The 16,645-nt window shown below is 64.6% G+C and carries 15 protein-coding genes; 13 read left to right on the forward strand and 2 right to left on the reverse strand.

What is annotated here, in order from left to right; translation table 11 throughout:
• Window positions 1–2: 2 nt before the first annotated feature.
• Together cofC and AQ12_RS12745 are read right to left on the reverse strand one after the other, a co-directional pair.
• Entirely contained in the window at window positions 3–674 is a 672-nt protein-coding gene (gene cofC, locus AQ12_RS22150) for a 2-phospho-L-lactate guanylyltransferase (RefSeq protein WP_053076711.1), read from the reverse strand.
• An 8-nt stretch (window positions 675–682) separates the two neighbouring features.
• A complete protein-coding gene (locus AQ12_RS12745) occupies window positions 683–1,813 on the reverse strand; it encodes a CaiB/BaiF CoA-transferase family protein (RefSeq protein WP_048440295.1) in 1,131 nt (376 codons plus the stop codon).
• Between the two features lie 203 nt (window positions 1,814–2,016).
• On the opposite strand from AQ12_RS12745, the gene AQ12_RS12750 reads away from it, so the two are divergent.
• The 13 genes from AQ12_RS12750 to cofE all read left to right on the forward strand — a co-directional run bounded on the left by AQ12_RS12750 (window position 2,017) and on the right by cofE (window position 16,643).
• Window positions 2,017–3,165 carry an ABC transporter substrate-binding protein gene (locus AQ12_RS12750; RefSeq protein ID WP_048440359.1) on the forward strand — a complete coding sequence of 383 codons (1,149 nt, stop codon included), beginning with the start codon at window positions 2,017–2,019 and terminating at the stop codon, window positions 3,163–3,165.
• Window positions 3,166–3,178: 13 nt separating this feature from the next.
• Window positions 3,179–4,051 (forward strand): branched-chain amino acid ABC transporter permease, encoded by an 873-nt coding sequence (locus AQ12_RS12755; protein WP_048440296.1) that lies wholly within the window; start codon window positions 3,179–3,181, stop codon window positions 4,049–4,051.
• Between the two features lie 11 nt (window positions 4,052–4,062).
• Window positions 4,063–5,049, forward strand: coding sequence for a branched-chain amino acid ABC transporter permease (locus AQ12_RS12760; protein WP_048440360.1), 987 nt, complete (start codon window positions 4,063–4,065; stop codon window positions 5,047–5,049).
• The gene (locus AQ12_RS12765; protein ID WP_048440297.1) at window positions 5,046–5,828 is read left to right on the forward strand and encodes an ABC transporter ATP-binding protein; all 783 of its coding nucleotides are present in this window, start codon (window positions 5,046–5,048) and stop codon (window positions 5,826–5,828) included. Before AQ12_RS12760 ends, AQ12_RS12765 begins: the two co-directional genes overlap by 4 nt.
• Window positions 5,821–6,561: an ABC transporter ATP-binding protein gene (locus AQ12_RS12770; RefSeq protein ID WP_048440298.1), complete on the forward strand. Its 741-nt coding sequence runs from the start codon at window positions 5,821–5,823 to the stop codon at window positions 6,559–6,561. The genes AQ12_RS12765 and AQ12_RS12770 overlap by 8 nt, the downstream gene beginning before the upstream one ends.
• A gap of 81 nt (window positions 6,562–6,642) precedes the next feature.
• On the forward strand, window positions 6,643–8,175 hold the full coding sequence (locus AQ12_RS12775; protein WP_053076712.1) for a 4-hydroxyphenylacetate 3-hydroxylase family protein: 1,533 nt from the start codon (window positions 6,643–6,645) through the stop codon (window positions 8,173–8,175).
• A gap of 14 nt (window positions 8,176–8,189) precedes the next feature.
• Window positions 8,190–9,491, forward strand: a complete 1,302-nt coding sequence (gene paaK, locus AQ12_RS12780) for a phenylacetate--CoA ligase PaaK (protein ID WP_048440362.1) — start codon at window positions 8,190–8,192, stop codon at window positions 9,489–9,491.
• A 23-nt stretch (window positions 9,492–9,514) separates the two neighbouring features.
• Window positions 9,515–10,573 (forward strand): TIGR03617 family F420-dependent LLM class oxidoreductase, encoded by a 1,059-nt coding sequence (locus AQ12_RS12785; protein WP_048440299.1) that lies wholly within the window; start codon window positions 9,515–9,517, stop codon window positions 10,571–10,573.
• Entirely contained in the window at window positions 10,563–11,771 is a 1,209-nt protein-coding gene (locus AQ12_RS12790) for an acetyl-CoA C-acetyltransferase (RefSeq protein ID WP_048440300.1), read from the forward strand. The genes AQ12_RS12785 and AQ12_RS12790 overlap by 11 nt, the downstream gene beginning before the upstream one ends.
• Complete coding sequence (locus tag AQ12_RS12795; RefSeq protein ID WP_082151573.1) at window positions 11,768–12,727, forward strand: enoyl-CoA hydratase/isomerase family protein; 960 nt, start codon at window positions 11,768–11,770, stop codon at window positions 12,725–12,727. The genes AQ12_RS12790 and AQ12_RS12795 overlap by 4 nt, the downstream gene beginning before the upstream one ends.
• On the forward strand, window positions 12,724–15,165 hold the full coding sequence (gene cofH / locus AQ12_RS12800) for a 5-amino-6-(D-ribitylamino)uracil--L-tyrosine 4-hydroxyphenyl transferase CofH (protein WP_053076714.1): 2,442 nt from the start codon (window positions 12,724–12,726) through the stop codon (window positions 15,163–15,165). Before AQ12_RS12795 ends, cofH begins: the two co-directional genes overlap by 4 nt.
• Before the next feature lie 18 nt (window positions 15,166–15,183).
• Window positions 15,184–15,870, forward strand: a complete 687-nt coding sequence (gene npdG / locus AQ12_RS12805) for an NADPH-dependent F420 reductase (RefSeq protein WP_048440301.1) — start codon at window positions 15,184–15,186, stop codon at window positions 15,868–15,870.
• Window positions 15,867–16,643 carry a coenzyme F420-0:L-glutamate ligase gene (gene cofE, locus AQ12_RS12810; protein ID WP_048440302.1) on the forward strand — a complete coding sequence of 259 codons (777 nt, stop codon included), beginning with the start codon at window positions 15,867–15,869 and terminating at the stop codon, window positions 16,641–16,643. Before npdG ends, cofE begins: the two co-directional genes overlap by 4 nt.
• Window positions 16,644–16,645 lie beyond the last annotated feature (2 nt).

Here is a 16,645-nt window from a genome sequence, read left to right on the forward strand (position 1 = left end):
CGTTAGCTGGACAGTGCCGGCACGCCATGCGACTGCCGCCATCGACCGAGCAACGCGCGGGTGCGGGGCGCGACCTGTACACCGTAGCGTGCCCCCAGTGCTTCCACTGCGTCCATCGCGCTCGAATCGTCGACGTCCAGAGCCAGTGACGCAACCGGTTCTGTGACACAGGCCGCGCCAGCCCGGGCCGCAGCGCGTTGATGGCGCGCGAGGCTGTCGCGCCCGAACTGCAACGTGATGCGCATCGGCAGGTTGCACATGAGGGCATTCGTGCCGCAGGCGGCAGCGTCCGGCACCAGTACCAGCGCCTGCGAGTTTCGGTGAGTGTCGATGAGCGCCTGCAGGTCGCACGCACGTGCCAGGGGGAGATCACCATGAAGCACGAGCACGCGATCTTCACCGCGTTCGGCCAGGTGCTGCAACGCCTGCGTCACGGCCTCGTTCAAGCCGGTGCCGGGATCGGCGAGAACCGTCGCACGGTTGCCTAGCCTTTGCGCGAGGCCGGGTTGCGCGCTGACAACAGCCACACCCGAGAGTCCGCGAACCTGCGCAACCTCTGCCAGAAGGTCTTCGAGCATGGCGAGTGCAATCGCTTCTCGCTGTGCAGGAGCAAGGCGCGATGCGAGTCGCGATTTGGCGGCGTCGAACCGCTTGACCGGTATCAGGACATGCATCGCGGTCCTCAGTCCTGCTGTGCCACGCCGCGTGCGAGCAGGTCGGCGACCTCGGCTTCACCGCACCCGAACTCGACCAGGATGTCCCGCGTGTGCGAGCCGACCGGACCGCCGGCAGCAGGGTGGGCAGCGGGCGTGCGAACGAATCGTGGGGCCGGTGCAGGATGGTGCATTCCCGCGACTTGCACGATGGTGCCGCGCGCTGTGTGATGTGGATGATGTGGCACCTCCGCAAGGGACAGCACAGGTGCAAAGCAGACATCCGTGCCTTCGAGCACCTTCGTCCACTCATCCCGCGAGCGCATGCGAAAGACCTCTGCAAGTTTCGCTTTCAGACCAGGCCACAGGGACGTGTCGTTTTGCGGCTGCCACTGTGCCGGATCAAGCTCCAGCCGTTGCAGCATCTCCTGATAGAACTTTGATTCGAGCGGCCCGATGGAGATGTGCTGGCCGTCGCTTGTTTCATAGACCTGGTAGAACGGCGCGCCACCATCGAGCAGGTGCGTTCCGCGCCGGTCGCTGAATTCGCCGCGTCCGAGGAATCCCCAGTATTCGGCCATGAGCAGTGACGCGCCGTCGATCATCGCAGCATCAATCACCTGTCCGTGGCCCGAGCGGCTGGCTTCCCACACGGCGGCCATGACACCGAAAGCCAGCAGCATGCCGCCGCCTCCGTAGTCGCCGACAAGGTTGAGCGGCGGGACAGGCGCTTCGCCTGCGCGTCCCACGGCGTGCGTGACGCCCGCGAGCGACACGTAGTTGATGTCGTGTCCGGCAGCAGCGGCCAGCGGGCCGGTCTGGCCCCATCCGGTCATGCGTGCGAAGACGAGTTTTTTGTTGTGCGCGAAACAGTCCTGCGGACCCAGGCCCAGCCGTTCCATCACACCCGGCCGATAGGGTTCGATGAGTGCGTCGGCACCTTCGATCATGCGCAGCACCGCATCGCGTGCCGGGCCGTCCTTGAGGTCCAGGGCCACGCGCTGGCGGTTCCTGCAAAGTACATTGCGCGAGTTCTCAGGCGCGCCCGGACGCTCGATCCGTATGACGCGTGCGCCCTGGTCGGCCAGCAGCATTCCGGCGAATGGCACAGGACCCAACCCGGCCAATTCGATCACGGTAAAGCCGTTCAACGCGCCCATTTTCTTCTCGTCTCCTTGTGCAAGTGGAGCATTACATCGATGCGTCGCCACTCTCGACAGGTCCTAAACGTTCCGCTGAATTCACCGCAACGCTTCATGCGTCCCGATGTCTGAATCGGTGCGGCGAAAGGTCGCTTTTTGTCCTGTCGGCCTGCCTTGCGCCGCTCCTACCATCCGCGACCAACCACATGAAGGAGACAGGCATGAGATCAACGATGCGCGACGGACTGGTGACGGGGCTGCTGGCCGGACTTGTGGCTTGCGCCGCGCCGGCGTGGGCCGAAATCAGGATTGGCAGCGTGCTGTCCGTGACCGGCCCGGCCGGCTTTCTGGGCACTCCCGAGAAGAAGACGCTGGAGATGTACGTCGAGCAGATCAATGCCAAAGGCGGCATCAAGGGCGAGAAGATCAAGCTGGTCGTGTACGACGACGGCAGCAAGGCCGACCAGGCTCGCACGTTCGCCACGCGTCTGGTCGAAGACGACAAGGTCATCGCTGTCGTGGGTGGGACGTCGACCGGCGCGTCACTCGCGATGCTGCCTGTGTTTGAAGAGGCAAAGACACCTTTCGTTTCGCTTTCGGGTGGCGTGCAGATCGTGGACCCGGTGCGCAAGTACACCTTCAAGCCGCCGCAGACCGACATCATGGCCTGCCAGAAAATCTTCGAGGACATGAAAAAGCGCAACATCACGCGCGTTGCCATGATCTACGGCACCGACGGATTCGCGATGTCGATGCGCGCCAGCTGCCAGAAAGCGCAGGGCGACTACGGCATCAAGATCGAGCACGAGGAAAGCTATGGCCCGAGCGATGCCGACGTCACGCCGCAGCTGGCGAACATCAAGAAGCTCGCCGGCATCCAGGCGGTGCTCAGCCCCGGCATCGGCCAGGGACCGGCCATCGTCACACGCAACTATCGGCAGGTCGGTCTCACGCAACCCCTGTACCTGAGCCACGGCGCAGCGACGAATGGTTTCATTGAACTGGCAGGCCCGGCCGCAAACGGCGTGCGCATGCCAGGCCCCGCACTGCTGGTGGCCAACGAGCTTCCCAATTCGGACCCGCAAAAGAAGGTCCTTATCGACTACACCAGGGCCTATGAAGCCCACGCGAAGGAGCCGGTGTCCGCTTTCGGCGGCTACGCGTACGACGGCCTCTTCCTGCTGGTCGAGGCCATGCAGCGTGCAGGCACGACCAACCGCGATCGCATCCGCGACGAGATCGAGAAGACACGCAATTTCATGGGCACGGTCGGCTCCATCACCATGTCGCCGACCGATCACCTGGGCATCACGCTGGCCGCTTTCCGGATGATCGAGATCCGCGACGGCAAGTGGAAGCTGTCCGAGTGACCACGGCCACACCATGAGCGAACTGCTGCAGTTCACGCTGTCGGGCCTGACCATGGGCGCGATCTACGCCCTGGTCGCCATCGGCTTCGTGCTGATCTACAACGTCAGTGAAGTGGTGAACTTCGCGCAAGGCGAATTCGTGATGATCGGCGGCATGGTTGCGGCCTTTGCGTTCAAGGCTGGCGTGCCGCTGCCCTGGGCGGCCGCCATGGCTGTCGCGGCCGCAACCTTGATCGGGCTGGCGTTGCACGCATTTGCGGTGCGACCGGCAGGCAATGCGTCCATCGTCACGCTGATCATCATCACCATCGGTGCATCCATCTTCATTCGCGGTGTGGCGTCTGTCGTCTTCGACAAGAGCATCCACAAGCTGCCGGAGTTCGTACCTGGCGGGACCTTGCGATTTGCCGGTGCGACGGTGCAGGCGCAAAGCCTGCTGGTGCTCGCCGGGGTGGCGGTGATCGTCGGCTGCCTGTGGCTCTTCCTGGCCCGGACGCTCCCCGGCAAGGCGATTCTTGCGACATCCGCCAGTCCGCTCGGTGCGCGGCTGTCGGGCATCAACACATCATTGGCCGTTGCTGCATGTTTCGCGGTATCGGGTGCTATCGGGGCCATCGGCGGCGTCCTGATCACGCCAGTGGCGTTGACGGCGTACGACGTGGGTGCGCCGCTTGCGCTCAAGGGCTTCACTGCCGCAGTGCTGGGCGGACTCGGCAATCCGCTGGGCGCGGTTGTCGGGGGCCTGTTGCTCGGCTTGCTCGAAGCATTCGGCGCGGGTTTCATTTCTTCCCTGTACAAGGACGCGATCGCTTTCGTCGTTCTTTTGCTGGTCCTGATGTTCATGCCGCGCGGCCTGTTCGCAGCGGCGCGAGTGGAGCGTGTATGAGCCTGCAATCCATGACTGACACCCTGCCACCACCGGGGGTGCGTCCATCGAACTGGTTGCGGCGGCTGGAACCCCGGTTTCGCGGCGTGCTGCTGCTTGCCGTGGTCGTTTGCGTGCTGCCGCTGGTGCTGGACAACAGCTTTCATCTGAGGATCGCGGCGCTGGTGTTCATATTTGCCTTTGCGACGCTCGGGCTCAATGTACTGATGGGCTTTGCAGGGCTCGTGAGCCTGGGGCATGCGGGCTTCCTGGCCATTGGTGCCTACGCCGTTGCGATCGGCCCGGCGCGATACGCAGTGCCTTCGTGGCTCGCCCTGATTGTCGGTGTCGTCATGGCGTGCCTGCTTGCGTTTGTCGTCGGGCGTCCGATCCTGCGCCTGAAGGGGCACTACTTTGCAGTGGCAACGCTGGGCCTGGGACTGCTCATCGCCATGTTCGTGACCAACGAAGCACACCTGACCGGTGGGCCCGACGGAATGGCTGTGCAACGCCTCACCATGTTCGGCTGGACCCTGCGCGGCACCATGCCGTGGTACTGGACCAGCGCAGGGGCTCTGGTGCTCGCGGCGTGGGCTATTGCCAATCTGATAGGCAGTCCATCGGGCCGCGCGCTGCGCGCGATCCATGACAGCGAGGTCGCCGCTGATGTGCTTGGAATCGACGTGGCGCGCTACAAGCTGGCGGCCTTCGTGCTGTCCGCCGGTATGGCCGCCCTGGCCGGGGCCATGCTGGCACTGTTCGACGGACACGTCACGCCGGTGACCGCGGGCTTCCTGCGATCGGTGGAGTTCGTGACCATGGCTGTGCTGGGTGGCCTCGGCTCCATCCTGGGCAGCGTCGTCGGTGCGGCCGTGCTGGTGATTCTTCCGCAGGCACTCGTTGCGTTCCACGACTACGAGCACATCGTGCTGGGCCTGTTGATGATGCTGTTCATGATCTTCCTGCGATCAGGCATCGTGCCCGCGATCGCGTCGCGCTTCGGCTGGAGGGACTTGTGAACCTGCTGTCTGTCGAAGGCATCGGCGTGGATTTCGGCGGCGTCAAGGCGCTGGATGGGATCTCGCTGGACGTGCGCAAGGGCGAAGTGTTTTCGCTGATCGGGCCCAATGGGGCGGGCAAGACGACGCTCTTCAATGTGATCACCGGCGTGTACAAGCCCCAGCGTGGGGCGATTCGTCTCCTGGGTGCGGATGTGACCGGATTTGCGCCGTGGAAGCTCGCGCGTGCCGGCATGTCCAGGACATTCCAGAACCTGCAGATCTTCGGCCGCATGACGGCGATCGAAAACGTGATGGTCGGCCGCCATCGGCATGAGGGTCGCAACTTCCTGGCGAACCTGTTCACGCTGCCTTCGGTGCTTGCGCAGAACGCGCAGACGACGCGAAGCGCTCGCGAGTACCTGCATGAAGTGGGGCTTTCCCACACGGCTGATCGTCCGGCAGCAAGCCTGCCCTACGGCGAACTCAAGCGCCTGGAGATCGCCCGCGCCCTGGCCACGGAGCCGACTGTGCTGTTGCTGGACGAACCCGCAGCAGGCTGCAACCCGGCAGAGACCGATTCGCTGGCCTCGACGATTCGCGGCATCGCCGATCGCGGTGTGACGGTGGTGCTGATCGAGCACGACATGAAACTGGTGATGCGCATTTCGGACCGCATCCACGTTCTCAACCAGGGCCGCAGTCTCGCAGAGGGCCGTGGTGAAGAGATCATGCGCCGCCCCGAGGTGATCGCCGCATACCTGGGCGACCACGGAAGCCGGGAGGCCCTGCGTGCTTGAAGTCCATCAACTGGCCAGCGCCTACGGGCGCATCGAGGTGCTGCACGGCATCGACCTGCATGTGGCGCGAGGAGAAATTGTCACCATCGTCGGCAGCAATGGAGCGGGCAAGACGACCTTGCTGCGCGCGCTGTCGGGCGTGCAGCCGATGCGCGCAGGCCGCATCGTGTTCGAGGGTCGCCAGATCGAAAAGGACGCGGCCCACCGTCGCGTTCAGCTGGGTCTGGCGCAAGTGCCCGAGGGCCGTCATGTCTTTGCACCACTGTCGGTGCAGGACAACCTCCTGCTGGGCGGATGGACCCGACCGGCGGCGGATCGGCGCCGCGAGATCGAGGGTGTGTACGAGCTGTTTCCCGCATTGGCAGAGCGCCGCACGCAACATGCGGGTTCGCTGTCGGGCGGGCAGCAGCAGATGCTGGCCATCGGCCGCGCGCTGATGTCGCAGCCCCGCCTGCTGCTGCTCGACGAGCCTTCGATGGGGCTTGCACCTGTGCTGGTGGACCAGATCTTTGCGCTCTTGCCTCGCCTGAAAGCGCGAGGCCTGACGGTGCTGGTCGTGGAGCAAAACGCATACGCCGCGCTTGCGGCAGCCGACCGCGGCTACGTCATGGAGACAGGCCGGATCGTCGCCAGCGGAGCCGCGAGCGAACTGATGCACGACCCGAGTGTGCGTGAGGCGTATCTCGGCCTTGCCGCCGAACCGGCTGCGCCGCTTGCAGGCGCGGTTGCGTGATCTCGATTGAGCGAATGGGACCTGCCGCCTGAAGGGGCGACTGGGCACCATCGCTGTTGTGATGACCTTGAAGGAGACCCCATGAATGACGTTTCGGATACGCGCCACCTGACGGCTGCGACCAGGGAAGAATCGGCGCAGGCTCGCTGGGCCCGCTTCAAGCCAATCGTGACAGGCCAGGACTATCTGGACAGCCTGCGCGGCCGCAACATCACCTGCTACCTCTTCGGTGAAAACGTCGCCGAGCCGGTGGACCACCCGGTGATCCGGCCTTCCATGAATGCGCTCAAGGCCACCTACGACCTGGCCGTTGAAGACCCGGAGATGGCCACTGCACATTCGCCGCTCATCAATGCCCGGGTCAGCCGCTTCCTGCACATCGTTGAAAGCCCGCAGGACCTGGTGAAGAAAAACAAGATGCAGCGCCGCATGGGGCAGATCACCGGCACCTGCTTCCAGCGTTGCGCGGGCCTGGACACCATCAGCGTGCTGCACTCGATCACCTTCGACATCGACGCAAAGCACGGCACCCGCTATCACCAGCGCTATCTCGCGTGGCTGAAGCTCGCGCAGACCAACAACATCATCGTCGGCGCGGGCATGACCGACCCGAAGGGCGACCGCAGCAAGCGACCCCACGAGCAGGAAGACCCGGACCTCTTCATGCACGTGGTTCGGCGGACGGAGCAGGGCCTGTATGTACGCGGTGCCAAGGCGCACATGACGGGTGGGTTGAATTCGCACTGGATCTGCGTCATGCCGACGATGAACCTGGGCGAAAAGGACAAGGACTATGCGGTCGTCGGCATGGTGCCTGCCGATGCAGCCGGACTGACCTTCATCTACGGCCGGCAGTCATGCGACACCCGCGCCCTTGAGAAAGGCACGATCGACCAGGGCAACGCAACCTATGGCGGGCAGGAGACGCTGGTCATCTTTGACGACGTGTTCATCCCCTGGGAACACGTGCTGATGGACGGTGAGTACGAGTTCGCGCAGGAGATGGTGACGCGGTTCACCGCCTACCACCGCGCGAGCTACGTGTGCAAGACCGGCCTGGGTGACGTGATGGTGGGCGCTGCTGCTGCGATTGCCGAATACAACGGCGCCGATGGCGCATCGCACGTCAAGGACAAGCTGGTGGAGATGACCCACCTGAACGAAACGATCTACTCGTCAGGCGTCGCGTCGTCGCACGAAGCCACGCAGCTTGCTTCGGGCATCTTCATGAATGACGCCATGCTGGCCAATGTGTGCAAGCACAACGTCACGCGCTTTCCCTACGAGATCTCGCGTCTTGCGCAGGACCTTGCAGGCGGCCTGATGGTGACCCTGCCGTCGCAAGACGACTTCGAACACAGTGTCGCAGGCCCGCTGCTCGAGAAGTATTTCAAGGGTCGCGCCGAAGTTCCGGTGGAGCATCGCGTGCGGATGCTGCGCCTGATCGAGAACATGACACTCGGGCGCAACGCCGTGGGTTATCTGACGGAATCCATGCACGGCGCGGGATCGCCGCAGGCCCAGCGAATCCAGATCCTGCGGGGCATGGATGTGGAGAAAAAGAAGAACTACGCCCGCAAGCTCGCGGCCATTCCGGTCAAGGTGATCTCGTGAGTGCAGTGCTGGAGATGAAGTCACCGCGGGTGAGGCCCGAAGGACTGGAGCCGATCGAGACCGCCAGCGTCGATGAGCTTCGCGCGCTCCAGTTGCAGCGCCTGAAAAAGTCGCTGCGGCATGCCTATGACAACATGGCGCCCTATCGCACCAAGTGCGAGGCGCAGGGTGTGCACCCGGACGACCTGGGCAGCCTGGCCGACCTGGCGAAGTTTCCGTTCACGACCAAGCAGGACTTTCGCGACAACTACCCGTTCGGCATGTTCGCCGTGCCGACCGAGCAGCTCTCGCGCATCCATGCATCGAGTGGCACGACCGGCAAGCCGGTGGTGGTCGGCTATACCGCGAAAGACATAGACACGTGGGCGAATCTTGTCGCACGCACCCTGCGCGCCGCTGGCGTTCACCGTGGTGACAAGGTCCATGTGGCCTACGGCTACGGCCTGTTCACAGGTGGCCTGGGTTCTCATTACGGCGCCGAGCGCCTGGGCTGCACGGTGATTCCGATGTCCGGAGGCCAGACCGAAAAGCAGGTCCAGATGATCTGCGACTTCGATCCCGACATCATCATGGTGACGCCGTCATACCTGCTCAACATTGCCGATGCGATGGAGCGCCAGCGTATCGATACCTCTCGGCTGCGCCTGCGTGCTGCTGTCGTTGGCGCAGAGCCCTGGACCGAATCGATGCGGCTTGAAATCAATGGCCGCATGAACCTGCGCGCGCTCGATACCTACGGCCTGTCCGAAATCATCGGCCCGGGCGTGGCGCAGGAATGCATCGAGACCGAAGACGGCCCGACCCTTTGGGAAGACCACTTCTATCCTGAAGTCATCGACCCCGAAACCGGCGAGGTGCTGCCCGAGGGTAGTGAAGGCGAGCTGGTGCTGACCTGCCTGACCAAGGAGGCGCTTCCCACCATCCGCTACCGCACACGCGACCTCACACGGCTCTTGCCCGGCACCGCGCGGACCATGCGCCGGCTCGGCAAGGTCATGGCCCGCTCGGACGACATGCTGATCGTGCGCGGCGTGAACATGTTCCCCTCGCAGATCGAGGAGCAACTGCTTGCGGTGCATCAACTTGCCCCGCATTTCCAGCTGGAGCTCATGCGGGACGGCTCGCTCGACCAGGTCAAGGTATTTGTGGAGCCGCGCGTGGTCGGTGACAAACCCATCGCCGCCGGCGCCGAACTCGCGCGCCGCATCAAGGCCCATGTCGGCGTCTCTGTCCACGTCGAAGTCCTGGGCTGCGGCGAGGTGCCGCGCTCGGAAGGCAAGGCTGTACGGGTGATCGACCACCGCACCCGCAACTGAAACAAAAACACTGGAGAAACCCCATGAAACTCGAAACCCTGCTGCCCCTGGGTAAGGTCGACCCTGGGCTGCGTGCCCCCGAGAAAGCGCTGGAGATCGCCAAGGTCGCCAGCGATGCGAAGATCGTCGAGGAACTCGGCTACGACTCGCTGATGGTCGAGGAGACCAAGGACGATCCGTTCATCGTCATGGCGCTCGCGGCGCAAGCGACAACCACCCTGCAGCTTGGCACCGCGGTGGCCATTGCATTTCCGCGCAGCCCCACCATCACCGCGATGAGCGCCTGGACCTTGTCCAGGCTGTCGGGTGGCCGCTTCACGCTGGGACTGGGCACACAGGTCAAGGGTCACATCGAACGCCGTTATGGCATGCCGTGGCATCCCGCAGGTCCGTGGATCCGTGAATACATCAGCGCGGTGCGGGCGATCTGGGATTGCTGGCAAAACGGTACTGCGCTGGACATTCGCGGCGAGCACTACAACATCAACCTGATGGTTCCGCTGTTCAACCCGGGGCCGATTGATTTCCCCGTCATCCCGATTCATCTGGCAGCCGTGAACACGGTGCTGTGCCAGGTCGCCGGCGAGGTTGCCGACGGCATCCGTCCGCACCCGGTCTGCTCGGCCGAATACATCGAGAAGGTCATGCTGCCGTCGGTGCGCGAGGGTGCGGCCAAGTCCGGGCGTGACCTCAAGGACTTCAAGGTCTCGATCAAGCCGCTGATCGCGACGGCGCCCGATGAAGAGCAGCTGCAGAAAAAGATCGTGGATGTGCGGGCCCGTGTTGCGTTCTACGCCTCCACGCCCGCGTACGCGGCTGCATTCGAGTTCCACGGACTGGGTGACCTGGCCTCGCGCCTGAAGATCCTGTCGAAGGAGCAGCGCTGGGAAGAAATGCCTGCCTTCATCGATGACGATGTGCTGAACCTGTTCGCGACTGTCGGCACCTTCGACGTCATCGGCGACAAGTTGATCGCGCGCTACGGCAAGGTCGCGACCAATGCGGAGTTCAGCATCCCGATTTCCAGCGAGGCGGACATGGATACCTTGCGCGGCCTGATCCGGAAGATCCATGCCGCCTGAAGCCGCTTTCATCTTCGACGCGATCCGCACGCCGCGCGGCAGGGGCAGGCGCGATGGGTCCCTGCACGAGTTCAAGCCGGTCGCCTTGCTGACCGGGCTGTTGCACTCCCTGCGCGAGCGCAACGGCCTGGAAGCCAACGCGGTGGGTGATGTCGTCATGGGCGTCGTCAACCCGCTGGGTGAACAGGGCAGTGTGCTGCCCAAGACCGCTGCGCAGCTTGCAGGCCTGGGCCTGGATGTGTGCGGCCTGCAGGTCAACCGGTTTTGCGCTTCCGGCCTGGAGGCCATCAGCATCGCGGCCAACCGTGCGGCAGTGGGCGGTCAGGCGCTGACCATCGCTGGCGGCGTTGAATCCATGTCGCGTGTGGCCATGGGCAGCGATGGCGGCCCGTGGCTGGAGGACCCCGAGACTGCGTTTGCCACCGCCTTTGTTCCGCAAGGCATCTCGGCCGACCTGATCGCAACGATAGGCGGCTACACGAGGCAGCAGCTCGATGCGTTCGCGCTTCGCTCTCATGAGCGTGCGGCCAGGGCTCGCAGGGAAGGTGCTTTTACCTCCATCGTTCCCTTTCATGACAACGTCGGTCTTGCCGTTCTGGCGCAGGACGAACTGATTCGCGAAGGGGCCGACCCGGCCGCGATGGCTCGGCTGGAGCCGTCGTTTTCGGGCCTGGGCGCGGCGGGTTTCGACGATGTGGCGCTCACTCGCTACCCGGAGCTTCGCCGGGTCGAACACCTGCACACACCGGGCAACTCGTCCGGCATCGCAGACGGTGCCAGCGCAGTGCTGGTGGGCAGCGCCGAGGCAGGTCGCCGTCACGGCCTCAAGCCCCGCGCGCGCATCGTCGCAACCGTGGTCGCCGGAACCGATCCCACGCTGATGCTGACGGGGCCGGGACCGGCAACGCGCAAGCTGCTGGAGCAAACGGGCCTCACGGCGAAAGACATCGACCTGTTTGAAGTCAACGAAGCCTTTGCTGCCGTCGTGCTGCGCTTCATGGACGAGCTTGGCGTTTCCGACGACCGGGTCAACGTCAATGGCGGCGCGATCGCCATGGGGCATCCGCTGGGCGCAACCGGAGGCGTCCTGGTGGGCATGCTGCTGGATGAACTGGAGCGTCGTGACGCACGTCGCGGCATCGTGACCCTGTGCGCCGGTGGCGGCATGGGCATTGCCACCCTGATCGAGAGGACATGATGGAACCGATCTCCAAGGACCTTGCCGGCTGGCAGTTCAGCCGCGATGCCGAGGGCATCGTCGTTGCCGCACTCGATCTGCCGGGCAAAGTGAACATCATGAACGATGACTTCATTGCCGCGATGGAGTCGCTGCTCAATGAACTCGAAGGCTCGCGTGACTATGCCGGCGTCGTGCTCACATCGGCCAAGCCGGTGTTCCTGGCAGGCGGCGACCTCAAGCGCATGGTGCTGTCTGCGCCGGGTCAGGAAGCCCAGCTGTTTGACTACTTTCAACAGCTCAAGTCGTACCTGCGCCGTATCGAGCGCCTGAACCGGCCGACGGTGGCGGCCATCAACGGCTCCGCGCTGGGCGGCGGATACGAGACCTGCCTGGCCTGTCACCACCGCATCGCACTGCGTGAGCCGCGCCTTCGGATTGGCCTGCCTGAAATCGAATTTGGAATCCTGGCTGGTGCCGGTGGCGTGGTGCGCCTGACGCGGCTGCTGGGCTTCGAGCGAGCCATGCCGTATCTCACCGAAGGGCGGCTCGAAGATGTGATGGGCGCGCTCGACAACCGCCTGGTCGATGAACTCGCGGACGATCCGCAGCAGTTGCTGGACAAGGCCAAGGCGTGGATTCGCGCGCACCCGCAGGCACGCCAGCCCTGGGACAAGCCGGACAACGCCGTGCCTGCGCATCGGCTGACTGCGTTGCAGCGTCGGGCGCTGATGATGGAGCCCGCTCGACTGGCTCGCGCGATGTCGGGCCATCCGGCCTTGTTCGCTGCGCAGCGCAACATGGCACTGGCTGCCGAAAGCCTGAACATGGACTTCGATGCAGCACTGCGTTACGAGACGCGAGTGCTCATCGAGCTGCTGCGCACCGACTACGCCCGTGACCGCATGCAGGCGTTCCTCGATCGCAAGACGCCCCGGTCCACGTCGGCCACCCAGACGGAGCAAAGCACCGCATGAAATCCTCAGTCACTGGCTTGTTGCCACGTCCAAGCGACCGCGAACTCAGCCGGGAGCTGCTGTCCGCGCATTTGCCGTCCCTGCTTGCAGAAGCCAGACGTGTGCGCGACGCGGGTCACGGCGACACGCTGACCTACTCACGCAAGGTCTTCATCCCGCTCACGCAGCTGTGCCGGGATGTCTGCCACTACTGCACCTTTTCGCGCGCTCCGAAAGCGGACCGCCGCGCCTACCTCACGCCCGAAGAAGTGCTGGCCATCGCCCGCCAGGGTGACCAGGCCCATTGCCGCGAGGCGCTGTTCACATTGGGCGACCGGCCCGAGCTGCGATGGGATGTGGCGCGGCACGCGCTGGACGCGATGGGTTATTCGACCACGGTGGACTACCTGCACGCGAGTGCGGCCAGCGTGCTGGAGCACACGCGCCTGTTGCCGCACCTGAACGCCGGCGTGCTCACACGCCAGGAGATGCAGCGCCTGCGCAAGGTGTCGGTGTCGATGGGGCTCATGCTGGAGAGCGGCTCGCGACGCCTGATGGAGCCGGGCATGCCGCATCACGGCTCGCCCGACAAGGACCCTGCGGTCCGGTTGGCGATGATCGAGCAGGCCGGTGAACTGGCCATTCCGTTCACGAGCGGCATCCTGATTGGAATTGGCGAAACGCGCGAGGAGCGGATTTCATCGTTGATGTCGCTGAACGCCATCAACCAGCGCCATGGGCACCTGCAGGAAATCATCATCCAGAATTTCCGTGCAAAGCCGGGCACGCCGATGGCGAATGCGCCGGAGCCCGACCTGGACGAACTGCTGTGGACCATCGCCGTCGCGCGGCTCATCTTCGGGCCACGGATGAACATCCAGGCACCACCCAATCTCACGCCGCATGAATACCAGCGGTTGATCGGCGCAGGCATCAATGACTGGGGCGGCATCTCGCCCGTCACGCGCGATCATGTGAACCCCGAGGCGGCCTGGCCGCAGGTGCAGATGCTGGAACAGCGATGCGCAGGGGCGGGCAAGCTGCTGGCGGAGCGGCTGGCGATCTATCCGCAATGGGCAGCCCGGCCGCATCGCTGGGTCGATGCTGATCTGGTGCCGCGCGTCATGGCGGGCACGGATGCGCGCGGCGCACCTCGCAGCGGTGACTGGATCAGCGGCGTGTCGCGCGGGACCGATGAGGACTTCGACTTTCCGGCTGCGCCGTATGCGGCCGGCGGCAACGACGACCTGAAAGTTGCACGCTTGCTGGACCGTTGCTGGGAAGGCCAGCGGCTGGAGGTTCACGAGATCGAGACGCTGTTCGGTGCGACGGGCGCGGCTCTGGACCGGCTGCTGCGAAGCGCCGACCGGCTGCGGCATGAAGCCGTCGGATCGACTGTCAAGTACGTCGTCAACCGCAACATCAACTACACCAACGTGTGCACCCACAAGTGCAGCTTCTGCGCGTTTTCCAAAGGCAGCGGAGTCGTTCATCTGCGGGGCAAGCCGTACAACCTCAACGAAACCGAAATTCGCAGGCGGGTCGCCGAAGCGTGGGAACGGGGCGCCACAGAGGTCTGCATGCAGGGCGGCATCCATCCGGATTACACCGGCGAGACCTACCTTGACATCGTGCGCATGGTCAAGTCAGAGCAACCCGCCATGCATGTGCATGCGTTCTCGCCGCTCGAAGTCACCCATGGTGCGCAAACCCTGGGCATGCCCGTTCGCAACTACCTTCGCATGCTCAAGCAGGCGGGGCTGGGCACGCTGCCGGGCACTGCCGCAGAAATCCTGGACGACGAGATCCGTGCGCAGATCTGTCCCGGCAAGCTGGACACCGCCCAGTGGCTCGATGTGATGCGGGCTGCGCATGCAGAGGGCATCCGCAGCACCTGCACCATGATGTTCGGCCACCTGGAGCAACCGGTGCACTGGGCGCGGCATCTGCTGGCGCTGCGTGACCTGCAGCAGGAGACCGGGGGCTTCACCGAGTTCGTGCCGCTGCCGTTCGTCTCCACCGAAGCACCGATGTTCCTGAAGGGCCAGGCCCGCCGCGGACCCACCGCACGCGAGGTGGTGCTGATGCATGCCGTCGGCCGCCTGGTGCTGCATCCGTTGATCCGCAATGTGCAGGTCTCGTGGGTGAAGCTCGGGCCCACCGGCGTCAAGGCCTGCCTGGGCGCAGGCGCGAACGACCTGGGCGGCACCCTGATGAACGAGAGCATCTCGCGTGCGGCCGGTGCCAGTCACGGCCAGGAGTTCGGCCCGGCCCAGATGGATGCGCTCATCACGTCTGCAGGGCGCGATCCGCTGCAACGCACCACCTTGTACGGCGCGGCGCCCATCGACCAGCGCGCCCGTTCCTACTTCGCCCCCGAGCTTGAGCCCCTGGTGCTCACGCCGGTTGTTTTTGCCAAGACGCAGGCACGCCGATCGGCGCTTGCGCAGGAGTCCTGATGTATGACGCTTGCTGATATGACCCCAACTGACACGACGCTCACCGACAAACACATCATTGCCGTTCTGGGCGGCACGGGTGCCGAGGGCTCGGGGCTGGCGTATCGATGGGCGCGCGCCGGACACGATGTGATCGTCGGCTCGCGCGACCTGGCCAAAGCGATGGCTTGCGCAGACGAATTGAATGCGCTTCCTGGCGCGGGCTCGATTCGTGGCATGTCCAACGATGACGCGGCCCGTGCTGCAACACTCGCCGTGCTCACCGTTCCGTACACGGCCCAGCGAGCGACCGTTGCGCCTCTGGCCGAGGCACTGCAGGGCAAGATTCTGGTGGACGTGACGGTGCCGCTCAAGCCGCCCAAGGTGGACCGTGTGGCCTTGCCCGAGGGTGGCTCTGCGGTCGCCGCGCTGCAGGCAGAACTGGGGCCGGGCGTGCGCGTGGTTGCAGGTTTCCAGAACGTGTCTGCGCATCACCTCAAGAACCCGGACCATCCCATCGATTGCGACGTACTCATCTGCGGCGATGACCGGGAGGCCTGCGACGTGGTGGTGGAGCTTGCGCGCACCGCAGGCTTTCACGCGATTCATGCAGGACCGGTTGCCAATGCGGCTGCTGCGGAAGCGCTGACATCGCTGTTGATCTTCATCAACAAGCGCTACAAGGTGCCCAGCTCGGGATTGCGAATCACCGGCCTGCCCGCATGAACCAGGGGGCAGCCGGTCTGCAGCTGATCGCGCCGGGGGGACTGCCGGAAGTTCGGCAGGGGGACGATCTGGCTGCGCTGGTGCTGGGCGGCTGCACGCAGGCGGACTGGACCATCCGGTCCGGCGACTGCTTTGTGCTCGCACAAAAAGTCGTCTCGAAAGCGCAGGGCCGGGCCGTGGCGCTGGCCACGATCACTCCATCCCAAGAGGCCCTCTCACTGGCGCAGACCACAGGCAAGGACCCCCGGATGATGGAGCTGGTGCTGCGCGAATCGGTGCGGGTGGTGAGGGCCGTGCGCGGGCTGGTGATCACCCAGCATCGCCTGGGACACGTCTTTGCCAATTCCGGCGTGGATCAATCGAATGTTCCGGCAGCCGACGGCCAGGAGTGCGCCTTGCTGCTTCCGCTGGACCCCGATGCCAGCGCAAAAGCCATTGCGCTGTCGCTGAAAGAGCGCACGGGCTGCGATGTGTCGGTGCTGATCATCGACAGCTTTGGCCGGCCCTGGCGCGAAGGCGTGTGCGGCATGGCGATCGGGGCATACGGCTTGCCTGCGGTGATCGACAAGCGAGGACGCCCCGACCGGGAAGGCCGGGCATTGCAGATGACGGTGATCGGACATGCCGATGAAGTCGCCGCCGCCGCGTCCTTGCTGATGGGACAGGCCGATGAGGGGCGGCCCCTGGTGTGCATGAGGGGCCTGGCGTTCGACCCTGCTGCCGCAGGCATCGCAGCCATTCACAGGTCGCCTGCGACCGATCTGTTTCGATGACA

The organism is Caenimonas sp. SL110, assembly GCF_001044395.1.
Taxonomy (GTDB): Bacteria; Pseudomonadota; Gammaproteobacteria; order Burkholderiales; family Burkholderiaceae_C; genus Ramlibacter.

What these genes read in the sequence shown, in the direction of transcription:
- AQ12_RS12760 (WP_048440360.1), top strand. Translation starts at nt 4,063, where the DNA reads ATGACTGACACCCTGCCACCACCGGGGGTGCGTCCATCGAACTGGTTG.
- npdG (WP_048440301.1), top strand. Translation starts at nt 15,184, where the DNA reads ATGACCCCAACTGACACGACGCTCACCGACAAACACATCATTGCCGTT.
- AQ12_RS12795 (WP_082151573.1), top strand. Translation starts at nt 11,768, where the DNA reads ATGATGGAACCGATCTCCAAGGACCTTGCCGGCTGGCAGTTCAGCCGC.
- AQ12_RS12790 (WP_048440300.1), top strand. Translation starts at nt 10,563, where the DNA reads ATGCCGCCTGAAGCCGCTTTCATCTTCGACGCGATCCGCACGCCGCGC.
- paaK (WP_048440362.1), top strand. Translation starts at nt 8,190, where the DNA reads ATGAAGTCACCGCGGGTGAGGCCCGAAGGACTGGAGCCGATCGAGACC.
- cofH (WP_053076714.1), top strand. Translation starts at nt 12,724, where the DNA reads ATGAAATCCTCAGTCACTGGCTTGTTGCCACGTCCAAGCGACCGCGAA.
- AQ12_RS12750 (WP_048440359.1), top strand. Translation starts at nt 2,017, where the DNA reads ATGAGATCAACGATGCGCGACGGACTGGTGACGGGGCTGCTGGCCGGA.
- AQ12_RS12745 (WP_048440295.1), bottom strand. Translation starts at nt 1,813, where the DNA reads ATGGGCGCGTTGAACGGCTTTACCGTGATCGAATTGGCCGGGTTGGGT.
- cofC (WP_053076711.1), bottom strand. Translation starts at nt 674, where the DNA reads ATGCATGTCCTGATACCGGTCAAGCGGTTCGACGCCGCCAAATCGCGA.
- AQ12_RS12755 (WP_048440296.1), top strand. Translation starts at nt 3,179, where the DNA reads ATGAGCGAACTGCTGCAGTTCACGCTGTCGGGCCTGACCATGGGCGCG.
- AQ12_RS12775 (WP_053076712.1), top strand. Translation starts at nt 6,643, where the DNA reads ATGAATGACGTTTCGGATACGCGCCACCTGACGGCTGCGACCAGGGAA.
- AQ12_RS12785 (WP_048440299.1), top strand. Translation starts at nt 9,515, where the DNA reads ATGAAACTCGAAACCCTGCTGCCCCTGGGTAAGGTCGACCCTGGGCTG.
- cofE (WP_048440302.1), top strand. Translation starts at nt 15,867, where the DNA reads ATGAACCAGGGGGCAGCCGGTCTGCAGCTGATCGCGCCGGGGGGACTG.